This is a genomic window from Myxacorys sp. (assembly GCF_059501405.1).
In genome coordinates this window covers 1-11,357 of the sequence record NZ_JCACCM010000152.1, presented here as the reverse complement: position 1 = coordinate 11,357, position 11,357 = coordinate 1, and the positions used below count along the sequence as shown (strand labels likewise).

General features: G+C 47.5%; 9 protein-coding genes. 4 read left to right on the top strand and 5 right to left on the bottom strand.

All coding sequences use genetic code 11. From position 1 onward, the window contains the following. The first annotated feature begins 212 nt into the window (after positions 1–212). From AC5I6P_RS20950 to AC5I6P_RS20940, 3 genes are all read left to right on the top strand, one after another. Positions 213–509 (top strand): hypothetical protein, encoded by a 297-nt coding sequence (locus AC5I6P_RS20950; protein ID WP_495695701.1) that lies wholly within the window; start codon positions 213–215, stop codon positions 507–509. A 396-nt stretch (positions 510–905) separates the two neighbouring features. Beyond that, on the top strand, positions 906–3,383 hold the full coding sequence (locus tag AC5I6P_RS20945; protein WP_495695700.1) for a hybrid sensor histidine kinase/response regulator: 2,478 nt from the start codon (positions 906–908) through the stop codon (positions 3,381–3,383). 507 nt (positions 3,384–3,890) lie between these two features. Then, a complete protein-coding gene (locus AC5I6P_RS20940) occupies positions 3,891–4,121 on the top strand; it encodes a transposase (protein ID WP_495695702.1) in 231 nt (76 codons plus the stop codon). 119 nt (positions 4,122–4,240) lie between these two features. Here the strand turns inward: AC5I6P_RS20940 and AC5I6P_RS20935 are convergent, their stop codons facing one another. The 5 genes from AC5I6P_RS20935 to AC5I6P_RS20915 all read right to left on the bottom strand — a co-directional run bounded on the left by AC5I6P_RS20935 (position 4,241) and on the right by AC5I6P_RS20915 (position 9,215). Next, a complete protein-coding gene (locus AC5I6P_RS20935; protein WP_495695699.1) occupies positions 4,241–6,301 on the bottom strand; it encodes a type IV secretory system conjugative DNA transfer family protein in 2,061 nt (686 codons plus the stop codon). 360 nt (positions 6,302–6,661) lie between these two features. Beyond that, entirely contained in the window at positions 6,662–7,033 is a 372-nt protein-coding gene (locus AC5I6P_RS20930) for a DUF6876 family protein (RefSeq protein WP_495695698.1), read from the bottom strand. A 253-nt stretch (positions 7,034–7,286) separates the two neighbouring features. Further along, on the bottom strand, positions 7,287–7,757 hold the full coding sequence (locus AC5I6P_RS20925) for a hypothetical protein (RefSeq protein WP_495695697.1): 471 nt from the start codon (positions 7,755–7,757) through the stop codon (positions 7,287–7,289). 63 nt (positions 7,758–7,820) lie between these two features. Further along, positions 7,821–8,126, bottom strand: a complete 306-nt coding sequence (locus tag AC5I6P_RS20920) for a hypothetical protein (protein WP_495695696.1) — start codon at positions 8,124–8,126, stop codon at positions 7,821–7,823. A 219-nt stretch (positions 8,127–8,345) separates the two neighbouring features. Beyond that, positions 8,346–9,215, bottom strand: a complete 870-nt coding sequence (locus tag AC5I6P_RS20915) for a ParA family protein (protein ID WP_495695695.1) — start codon at positions 9,213–9,215, stop codon at positions 8,346–8,348. Between the two features lie 891 nt (positions 9,216–10,106). Here AC5I6P_RS20915 and AC5I6P_RS20910 point away from each other — a divergent pair. Next, positions 10,107–11,126 carry a hypothetical protein gene (locus AC5I6P_RS20910; RefSeq protein ID WP_495695694.1) on the top strand — a complete coding sequence of 340 codons (1,020 nt, stop codon included), beginning with the start codon at positions 10,107–10,109 and terminating at the stop codon, positions 11,124–11,126. Positions 11,127–11,357 lie beyond the last annotated feature (231 nt).

Here is an 11,357-nt window from a genome sequence, read left to right as displayed (position 1 = left end):
AATAGGGGTGCTTCCTATCCTACTTTCTCTACTCTCACAATGAATTAACCCTGCCCTTTCTCTTCTCCCTACGAGAATCTTTTGTAGGGAGAAGAGAACATGGATGAAACAACTTCTCTCACACAATAAACATTGACGTTTCATACAACGTTTGATACCGCTTTTCCTGCCCCATTGAAGTTTTCTGCCAATCTTTCAGAGCGACAATGACAATGCATCGCCGTACCCTTGAAAAAGACTTTACAGCCGTGCAAGGGCGATTGCTGAAGGTAACTCTCTTGCACAGTGCGATCGCCAGTGCCTGCACAGTGATAGTGATTGCACTCATTGAACCATCCGGGATCACTTATTCAGGCGCATCGTTTCTCCTTGGACTCCCCTTAGCCTTTTTCTATTCCCGCACCTTAAGAGTTGTCTCAGACATTGTCGTCATCCACCACGCCCGAAAAAAGGAAGAAGCCTTAAGGGGTGGCAAAAAAGTGATTGACGCGACTAACGTCAAGCTATAAAGCTAGGCTGCGAATTAGACGTGACCTCTCTTTCTCCATCTGTATGATAATTTAAACCAGATATAGGGTAGCAGGGCTGTTTTATTGTCGTTAGAAGATATCTAGAAGCCCTAATCTCTCGTTTGTGAGATTCAAAACATTCAAGAACGCCGAACGAGAGAATCAAGCGTCCAGATTTCTGTTTCCGACAATAAAACAACCCTGGATATAGGGTAGAGCTTTGTAGCGGGTAAGATGACATCGCAAAAATGGGCATCTTCATCGAATCTCAGCATGCTGAAAGAGTTAAGACCCCACAAAGATAATCGTCAAATTTTGACTCGTAACCTGACTCCACTGCTCCCCGTAACAATCCCCAGTTGCTTTAAGTTGGGCGCAGTTTGGCCCACCATATCTATGAAGATTCTAACCATAGCAGATGACCCCGCTGTCGCCCAAGCCTTACAACTCCTAAGCACTGACTATAACTACGCTGTAGATATTGCGCTGGACGGCGAAGCCGGATTGCAGTTGGCAGAAACCTTTGACTATGACCTCATCTTGTTAGATGAGATTCTGCCTAAGCTGGATAAGATTCGTTTATACCAGGTCTTACGAGCTAAGAAATCTCAGAGCTCTATTTTGCTGTTGACGAGGCAAGAAAAAGGGCACCAAAAGGCAATTCTCCCAAAGAGAGGCTGCGTCAACGCTCCCAATGCTAGATCTCATGATTGTGTCGTTAAACCCTTTGATACCGAGGAATTGATTGCACGGGTGCAGGCATTGTTGCAAGGAAGTCGCTCAACCAACCCATCTGTCTTAACGTGGGGACGATTATCCCTTGATCCGAGTCGTCGTAAAGTGACCTACGATAGCCAGTTACTTCCTGTAACACCCAAGGAGTATGCCATTCTAGAATTATTCTTGCGAAGCCCCCAGCAAGCATTGAGTCCCCCAGCAATTCTGGATCAAGTCTGGACTTCATTGGAAGCTCCAGGAGAAAAGGCAGTTCGAGTTTATATCAAGGAATTACGGCAAAAACTAACCACTGTTGGTGCCCCTAAAGATTTCATCAAAACCAGACGCAGGCTTGGCTATCATTTAAATTCTCTCTATTCGTCATCGCTGGTTCCCCAAATGGTCGATGCGTTAACCGCGCCCCAACTAGCAGAACTGGATGCAGCCAAGAAGGAACTCCAAACCACAGTAGAGCAATTGCGATCGACTCAGGTAGCGTTGCAGCAAAAAAATCAGGAATTGGAGATTGCCCATCAAATCATTGAGCAAGACCAACAGCAATTGAAAGCTTTGCGTGAGGAACTGGAACTGCAGGTAGTAGAGCGATGCACCAAAGCAGCTCTGCGTGAGTCGGAGGACAAATATTGCACCTTGTTCAATTCAATTGACGAAGGATTAATTCTCTGCGATGTGATTTTTGACGAGAATGGCTGCCCGATCGATATCTTCTATGTGGAGGCAAACGCTGCCGCTACAAGAATGACTGGACAAGAACTCAAGGGACGGCGAATCAGCGATCTCAGCCCCAACTTTGAACCCGAATGGCTTGAAATTTGGGGTCGCGTGGCTCGCACCGGGGAAGCCGTTCGCATGGAGTTACCTGCTGCTCCCCTTAACACCTGGTACGAGTTCCACGTCTTTAAACCGGACGCTGCAAACAATCAAAGGGTTGTAGTGATTTACAAAGATATCAGCGATCGTAAACAAGCAGAACTAGAGTTGCGGGAGAGTAGAGAACAATTTCGAGTCTTGTCCGACATTAGTCCAGTCGGGATTTTCCGGAATGATCTCCAAGGAATATGTACCTATGCCAATGCCAAAACCCTAGAAATTACCGGGCTTTCTCTAGAGCAAAACTTAGGGGACGGATGGGGGAAATATTTACACCCCGACGATCGCGACTGGATGTATGCCGCATGGTTAGATTTTGTAGCGCAAACCAAACTTGGTCATCACCCGACGTACCAAGTTGAACATCGATATCTCTATGAGGATGGCTCCCTCAAGTGGGTCTTTGCTCAAGCCGTGCCTGAGTACAATGCTCAGGGCAGGCTCGTGGGGTTCGTTGGTTCGGTCGTTGACATCAGTGAACGCAAGCAACTGGAGATGAAGCTGCAGGCGCTCAATCTGGCAAAGGATGACTTCCTAAGTATGGTGTCCCATGAGCTACGGACTCCACTCGCAAGCATCAAGTTGACCAGCGAGTTACTGGAATTGGCTCTGGGTCAGTACCTGTCCAATCTATCCAACCCGGTAGAGGAGCTCAGCATGGAGGGTAGGACGGGGAACGTTACAACCCTGATCAATCGGGTTCCTCGTTATTTAAGCATTTTGAAGGCGGAATGTAGCCGGGAGTTGAGCCTGGTCAATAACCTGCTGGAGCTGCAACACTTAGAGCTGGGAGAGGTGACTCCAATTTGGGGAGAAATGAATCTCTCGCAATGGCTTCCGGCGATCGTTTCATCCTATCAGGAGCGGGCAGTTGATCGGAGTTTAACCCTTCACCTGCAGATGCCAGGGTCCTTACCGTCCTTGGTCTCGGATGAAGAGAAGCTCACTAGCATCGTGCGGGAGCTGCTGACCAATGCTTGTAAATATGCCCCACCTGGTGGGGTGATTACTGTCGAGGTCACGCAGATGAGTGAGCGGTTGCAACTGTCAGTGAGCAATACGGGGCAAGCCATTCCCCCTGATGCGTTGCCCCATCTGTTTGATAAATTTTATCGCATTCCTGGGAGAGATCGCTGGAAGCAGGGAGGAACAGGGCTGGGGTTAACCCTGGTTAAACAGCAGGTGGAGTCACTGGGTGGTTGCATTCAGGTCGGCAGTGATGCGGAGCGGACAGTGTTCACGGTAGAGTTACCGACCAGTCTTTGATTGGGGATGAGAGAGTTGATCGATAATCAGGAGACTGACAAGAGGAAAAAGAGGAATAGAGTAACTCTATCTCTCCTAAAATCGGGCTTTTTCATTCTACTGAAACAAGATATATCCGCGATATGCCATTTGCCTTAGCAACTTCTACCGTTTTGATCACCCCTTGTCCATTATGACGCTGTGCGATTTAATCCACTGCCAGCCGTCCCTACGGAGAACGCAGTGACATCAATGCCACACACAGCCTTGATAAGCTCATCGGTTGTCATTTCCATGATATCTCCAAGATAGGGCTTAATTCCGGCATCCCTCAGGTCGTCCGCTTGCTCGGGTTTATGATGAAGACCGCTTACTGTATGTCCTGCCGCAATGAGAATTGGTCCGAGCCTAAAACAAACTCCTCCAATGACACCTATGATGAATACGTTGCTCATTTTGTTAAAAAATCAAAACTGTATTTGGACCGTTTAGCGAATGAATAGGCTAACGGGTTAATACCGTTGGCGAATATACTACGCGGCACGAGATCGTCAGCAAACTCAAGGGTTTTGGAATGCTGATGCGATTCAAGCGATCGTTGAAGAAATATTATCGCAAGCGTTGCGCATGTGTAGTCTAAGGCAGTGCCGCTATATTGGTCTTGCCAAAGCTCGTCTTCAGATGCTGAGTGCGATCGCTCTGAATGTTTTTCGAGCTATTGCTTGGCTCAATGACATTCCACTTGCCAGAACTCGTTAATCTCGCTTCGCTCTTTTAGCTCCATCCCCAGCCTAATATTTGCAAGGCTGTAGAGTCTATTCGCCACAGTATCCGTTGCTAAAACTAAGCCTTCCTCACCATTCGAGGAAAAGAAAGAATTACTTCCGTCGTTTCCTTTTCTTTAGAAATCTTTGATGATGCGGTTTCTGTGGTGGCGTTTGCGGACTTTGATTCAGCGCTAAGATATTGCCGTGCTGGGGGTTAAAGCTGATTGGAGCATTAAACGACAGCCGAAACGGTTCGTTCGGCGATGGCGGCAGATCGGGTACTGGCGAAGGCGCAGCAGAAATCTCCCCTGGCTTTTGGGGTGGCTCTTCGTTGAGTTGTAATTCGCTCTTTATAAGCTCTTTTTCAACCCACTTTGCTAAATCCAGTTTGTTACGCTCATAAGGCTCGATTAATGGCACTGTATCTCTGCCCGTCCAGCGTTTAGGCAGACTAAAATCGACCCACAACGCCCGCATTTTGGTGAGCTTACCCCCAAGGTCCACCCAGGCCAATCCTTTTTCAGATTGGAGGCCGTATTTTAATTCATCAGGCGGTACAAAATCTTCTTCTTCCTGAAAGGTGCTTTCCGTATAAGAACGGCCTGACTGACGTTTGGCAGTCGCATCAAACAAAGGAGTTGTAGCAGAGCTAGCACTTCCTTTTGACTTGGAGTGGCTTACCGTTTTCTTATCAACTGTTGTCTTTCCTAACCATTCTGATAACTCATTTGCCGTTTTATTATCGCCAATTCGCATGACAACTTGTAAGTTGACATTAGCAATCACTCGGTCATAGAACTCAGCACTTAATCCCATCACTCGATCGCTTAAACCAGCTGTAGATTGGGCTCCAAATAACAGAGCAAATCGTCCTTTGCGAGCCAGTTCAAATAAATTGGCCCACGTCGGTGAAAAGGTCGAAGCTCCTTCATCAACCATGACAAGATGCGGATCCTCAAGGCGCTCCTCATCATTTGACGTGATTTCTCCGATCGAAACTTCTAAATCTTCTCTAAACACTTTTAGCATGCGCGCTGCCCCCTCACTCTCTTCTAATCGAGGCATCATGAAATAGATTAGCTTTCCCTGCTTGATCGCCGTTGTCAGGCATAAATCAGAATGCGCCGCGCAAAAAAGGTCTCCCGCATCTCCAGCGGCAATCGAATGGAGTTCAGAGGCAATGCCTCGTACATTGTCGGTGAGCTTTTGAATATCCAAACCACCCTTAGGCGTGCGGTAGGTACTGGCAAAGTGAGCCAGATCTAAGAGCGCATCGGTGGCATTGACCGATTGCAGCATTGCCTTGAGGTGAGGATAGGCGATCGCAAATGACCCTAAGGCAGCAGCGACATCTTCAATTGACCACGAGAGCCCTATGCTATCGAGCGCTCGCACGATGCGAAACACGGCATCAGCAGCCAGGCGATCATAGTGCTTGGCACTACTCGCATCCGCAATGGGTGGTAGCCCTGCTCGCAGCAGTTTTCGGGCTTTCACATCGGCTCGTTGAGATGTGGCGACAAAATTATAGGAGTGAAGCGGATTGAGCGGATCAATGATGATCAGATCCTCAATGCGCCCCGTGAGATGAGCCATGTAAATGATGTGTGCTAAGGTGCCAGAATCACGTTTAGCATCAATAAAGGTTGACCCACTCGCTCGGCCTCGAAGCATTTGTTGCATCAGCAATGATTCAAGCCACAGCGTTTTCCCTACGCCCGTTTTGGCGAACACAGCGGCATGGGTACACAGCCCATCATCTGAGACCCATAGTGGCGCTCCAGTTTCTAGCTCAAAGCCAATGAGGTAGCGATCTAAAATTTTCTTCCCGGCTTCTCGCGTCTCGAGTAAGGCTTTAGCAAAGCAGTCGCGCTGTGGAGGAGCGCCAAGTACTTTCTTGCCACTCCTTAAGGCTTCTTCCTGCCTTCGCGCTTGGTGGATGACGACAATGTCTGAGACAACCTTTAAGGTGCGGCAATAGACAAAGAGTAAGGGCAGTCCCAGGAGAAACGATACGCTTGAATGAACGATCCTGGATGGTCCAATGAGTGCAATCGCTATCGCCGTACAGACTGTGGCGATTGCACCTTGGAGGAGAGTCACCTTCAGCAATCGCCCTTGCACGGTTGTAAAGTCTTTTTCAAAGTTACGGTGATGCATTATTGCTTTCATACCCACCCACTCTCTACAAAAGATTCTCGTACGCTCTCGTATCGCGTTGATTGGTGACGAACGACACTGCACAAATAAGAAACGCTATGTTCGCTTGCTCCAGTAGTTGTGCTAGGAGAGCCCTGTTACCGATTGAGCCAACATGGCAGCTTCCTATTTAGGAACATTCCCATGTAGCAACAGCGTGGAGCGAGGATTCTAAAAAAACTTGTATCACCAGCGGTGCAAAGAAGTGATGATGATTGCTAACTTTGATGCAATCGCATCAATCATTTTTAGGTGAACAGATCATGCAAGGAAAGGTATTAAAAACCATTAAAACAATCCTATGATGAATTGCTCCTTGCACGACCAACCCGGTTAGTACTCAGATGGAAGTAGTAAAACGCCTTCCTGGAAGTACAATCGAATCGAACTTAGTGGGAAATCAGTCCAGGGAATGGATTGAGTGATCGCGACATCATTAGAATCTCGCTCACACGTCAACGTGGCACTGCGATCGTCATGCACCTGAAGGGTCCAAAATTGAATCTCTTGCAGCATGACATCTTCACGAATGCACTGTTCCCTCTGCCAACTAAAAATAGCGTCAATCAACCAATAGGCACACCCACACTGAGCAACGTATTGAACGCCTTCGGTGTAGTGATAGCGAAACAAACCGTGTCGATAGAGAACCCCGCTGCCAGTAAACTGAGCCAGGTCTGATTCCCGTAAAGTCTGTTGTGACATAGGAGTAATTCAAGTGGAGGACATCCACGCCAAGAACCCGCACTCAAACCATGAGCTAAGTCCTTGCATGGTCTCTTCACCCACACGAAGCACTGAAATCAAAACAACTACCCATATTGAATTTCGCTGCCACTTTATTGCTTTATAGGGGCAAAATCAAACCAAATGCGTGAACAATGCTGTCCTCAATTGCATTGATGTTTGGAAGACCCCTGACACAGCCACAAAGCAGTCACTCGCACCCAGCCGATGCTCATGGGCGTAGCTGCAAAGTAGCCCACAAGGCACGGGCAGCAGCACAATCTACTTTCTGCTCCGACTGAAGCCAGTCCAGATAATGCTTGCGATGAAATACGACTAAATAGGCGTCAAACCCTGATGCATTCAATAAAGTGACCGTGCGATTTATCAGTCCCCTGTGAACTGTAACGGTCTTGAGTAAGGCTGCATCATCAGCATGATGAAAGAAATCCTCTTCAGTCGCATACGTTAGTAGTGCAATTGTGTGAGAAGAAGCGTTAATTGCATGCTTGACATATTGATTGCAAGCGATTGATAGCATCTGATGTAGATGAATGATTTGATCTGCGATTAACTTTGGAACGAATCGCTTTTCTTGTAACCAATCTAAGATGTTGCTTTGGTCAACATTGAGGTAATCACTCAGTGCTTCAATGGTAAGGTGATTTTGCCTGAGGATGTCTTTTAATTTCTTGGGTGCCATTCATTGTGTTGTATCAGAGCAGAGGCTTCTTTTTCTACTCTTTTTTGTCGGAACTACAAAGATCTACTTGCGCTCCAGCCGCCCAGAGCGTCGCATTGATTCCCAGAGAATTTGGGCTAATTTTTGTTCGAACAGAGCCACTTGAAGCGGAGCGTTCTTAGGCGGTTTTTCCAAAGCGCGAACCAGCGGACTCATCTTGCCAAAATCCCCTTCTGCATGTTCTAGCAAAATCAATAAGGCTCGGAGAATGTAGCTGAACGTATTGGGTTCTCCACTTAAACGGTAGGCGAAATCTTGCCATTTCTTTCGCTCTGAGTTTGTACACCGAACCCGGATCTCGCTGCACATCGTCTCTCGTCGTTCTCCCATCGAAATCTCAGGCTGAGGGCCTGTGATTGCATCGGTCTCGTTTTGTGAACCTCCTCGAATTAATCGGAGGAGGTTGCAGAATCGCCTCCTGTAAGAGCAAATTCTGAACCTATGGCGGTATCGAGTAGTGTCTCTATGTTTTGATCAACAGTTGGGAGCAATACTCGTCGTAACCTTGATCCAACGGGATTGTAGTTAGAATCCAGCACAGAGACTCGCTTAGCCATTGCCGACCTCCTGAGTTGGAGCGGATATGAACTGCGGCGCAGGGAAGAATCTCTCTATCTTTGCTTCAAAATCTTGCGCCATTTCTCGGAAATACTGGGTAATCATGTGATCCGGATGCGTTTCAAAAATAGACTTCTGCTGCGTCTGCGCGGTGGGGACAATTGTGGAACGCTGAATCGTCGGTTTTAGCAGATAGTCTTTGAATTCTTTACTGACATAATGGATGAGTTCTTTGCTCAGCCGAGTTCTAACATCTACGGCCCCGATCGCTAATCCAACGAGCTTTAAATGGGGATTGCCATAGCGTCTGACTTCTTCGATATCATGTAAGGCTTCTTGTAATCCCTGAATTGCCAGCCCTTCAGGAATGGCGACTAATAAGAAACCGTCAGCGGCTTTATAAGCTGCCACAATCGGAAGCGGTGCCGAAGGTGGCGTATCCAGGAAAATATAGTCGTAGTGCCCACGAAGTTTTTTGATCACAGGCTTCAGTACATCGTGAAGCGGCGTGTCATCGAACTTTGACTTCTTCATCCGAAGGCGCTCTTCAAGCTCTTCAAGCTTGCGGGAGCCCGTGAGAAGATGAAGATTTTCCGGCAACGTATTGCCCTCATCCTCGTGAGTGACAATCACCGCTAGTGGGTCTTCATCTCCCATAAGAACTTCAAAGGTACCCAGATAAGCGCGTGGGTCAATACCCAAATGCTTCGTTGAGCCTGCATTCACATCCAGGTCAATGATCAGCACTGTTCTGCCTCGCTCTGCTAGCGCATAGGCAAGTTGCACGGCCATCGTGGTCTTCCCCACTCCCCCTTTTTGGTTGCCGATGCCGATTGCCAGCGTTCGAGGGCAGCGATTCATACACTGTTTCCAAAAAAGATAGAAAAATAAAGGGCTGCATCAAGTCATGATGTTCCTACGTTCCTACGTAGGAACGTAGGAATGTCGTTACAGAAAATCTCTCAAATTAATCCCTTTTAGACAAGACAAAAAAGATGTCAAAAGCAGAAAAAATCAAGCTCTGCAAAGCTCTAGTCAGCGCAATCAAATTGCTGGATGTTCCTACGTAGGAACGTAGTGGCGTAGGAACGTAGTGGCGTAGCGACATTGTGAAGGTCACTGAGGCGATCGCTAAGGCTCACACTCTTATATTGCGAATTATTTAGCGCTGTTATCGAATGATGATACGGCCCTCTCATCCATTGATGCTGAAAGCCTTCTTGAGATCACACGCAGGCCTGAGACTCCCCACAAACAGTGATGAAGCAAAGAAAGCACTGCGGGGTTGAAAGTAACTTGTGAGGGAAAAAAGAGGCTCTCGCACTTGAAACACCATTCACTGATTCTGAACGGCGATGAAAGAGCCAAAAAAGAATTCCTGAAGCTTGGGAGTCAATTCCGCCACAGAAGAGGCAAATGTCGCAAACTACTGCTGCTTCTGTACTGTTTTAAGGTTCGGAATCAAACCTTCACTATCGGTTTTAGTCAGATTAAAGCTGTCTACTTCGTTCGTCAAGAGTTTTTGCTCTAACAGGTTTTGTGCGTGTTGATTCTCGATCTCCAGTCTTTGGAGTAATCAAGATGCATCTCACCCAGTCCCAATCCCCAATCTCATCTATTGAAGGTGGATATCACCTTCTGTCACAGGCAACGCTAACTAACGTCTTAAGCGCACTGATTGAGCAAAAAATCTCTTATCGAGCAGCTCGAGTGTTCTTTTCCTGTTGTTCGATGCGCTCAGTTCGTGAGGCCGTGGCTCGTTTCAAACGTAGTAAGAACGAAAAACCAAGCCCTGTTTATTTTCGGATTGATGAGATCCGGCAGCGAATTGGTACTCAATCTGAAAGACTGATTCGTGCTGACTTAAAGCAACTTGAGACAAACGGGCTCCTCTCTTTTTCTGAAGATGCCATTACGATCGCTTCTGTTCCGCTCACGTTCACTCAACGACTCTTAGAACGGCTTGGTCAATCGATGCGGCGGCTCATTCCGGTCCCCCGCCGCATGTTGGAGTTTTTGGCTCAGTGTCCCTGCCCATCGCTACTTCGCGGCATCCTTGTCTACCTGTTAAGAGGACTCTCCATTCGTCAGGGGGCCATCAATACCTGTGGTTCAGTCAAATCTTCTTGGGTCGCTCAGGTTGCCGACATTAGCCTTCGGGCGGCTAAATCCGTTCGCGCTCGCCTGATTCAAATGGGATGGCTTTCCAAAGATGTAGGTTCAACTCAGCGCAAGCTCAATTCGACAGGTGCCTACTTTCGCATCAATACCACCTGGAAGCCCATAGCTCCAGAAGGGCTTAAATCTATGAATAACGTTATTCATAGCGATCGTGAATTCGCACCCCTGCCGTGCAAAAAGACCTGTGAATTTGCACCCCCAATAGAAGACTTAAAAACTTCTAATAAGAATCTTAAAGACCAAAAGCTCCTTAAACCGTCTGGTGTTTATCAACAGGCTGAATCAAAGCCTACCCTTTGCAATGTCCGAACCCTAGATCTTCGAGAGTTCTATCGGTGTGAAGCCCTGTATTGGCAAGCCGTCAAAGCCAGGTGGATCGACCACTCTGAAGCCAATGTCCTCAATTGGATTAGTGCAGCCGTGCGAGCTCGAGAAGCCGCGAGTAAAGCCGGCGGTGATGCTGTTAGGATTTTCGTCGCTATCGTTCGGCGCAAGCTTTGGAATACGATTACCGGGGTGCAAGAAGACTACGCTCGACAGACCTTAGCCCGGTTTCAAGCAATGCAGCCAGAACTCTATAGGCGTCTATGAATAACGTTATTCATAATCCTGTGCTCAAAGGGTGCCCCGTATTCTTGACACCTTTAGAGCAACCTTTCTGCGTGTGCCCCGTTTAGGCTTATAGTCTGTAGTGATCTGTGGGAGGGACCTACTAGCCGAGTCACTCGTTTTATGAATAACGTTATTCATGAAGTACTTTTTTAAGCGCAGGGTTGTTTCATTGTCAGGATAGGAAAACTAAACTGGTCGTGTCGTGATTCG

Coding starts and splice junctions, on each gene's coding strand:
- AC5I6P_RS20950 (WP_495695701.1), top strand. CDS start 213: ATGCATCGCCGTACCCTTGAAAAAGACTTTACAGCCGTGCAAGGGCGA.
- AC5I6P_RS20945 (WP_495695700.1), top strand. CDS start 906: ATGAAGATTCTAACCATAGCAGATGACCCCGCTGTCGCCCAAGCCTTA.
- AC5I6P_RS20935 (WP_495695699.1), bottom strand. CDS start 6,301: ATGAAAGCAATAATGCATCACCGTAACTTTGAAAAAGACTTTACAACC.
- AC5I6P_RS20930 (WP_495695698.1), bottom strand. CDS start 7,033: ATGTCACAACAGACTTTACGGGAATCAGACCTGGCTCAGTTTACTGGC.
- AC5I6P_RS20925 (WP_495695697.1), bottom strand. CDS start 7,757: ATGGCACCCAAGAAATTAAAAGACATCCTCAGGCAAAATCACCTTACC.
- AC5I6P_RS20920 (WP_495695696.1), bottom strand. CDS start 8,126: ATGGGAGAACGACGAGAGACGATGTGCAGCGAGATCCGGGTTCGGTGT.
- AC5I6P_RS20915 (WP_495695695.1), bottom strand. CDS start 9,215: ATGAATCGCTGCCCTCGAACGCTGGCAATCGGCATCGGCAACCAAAAA.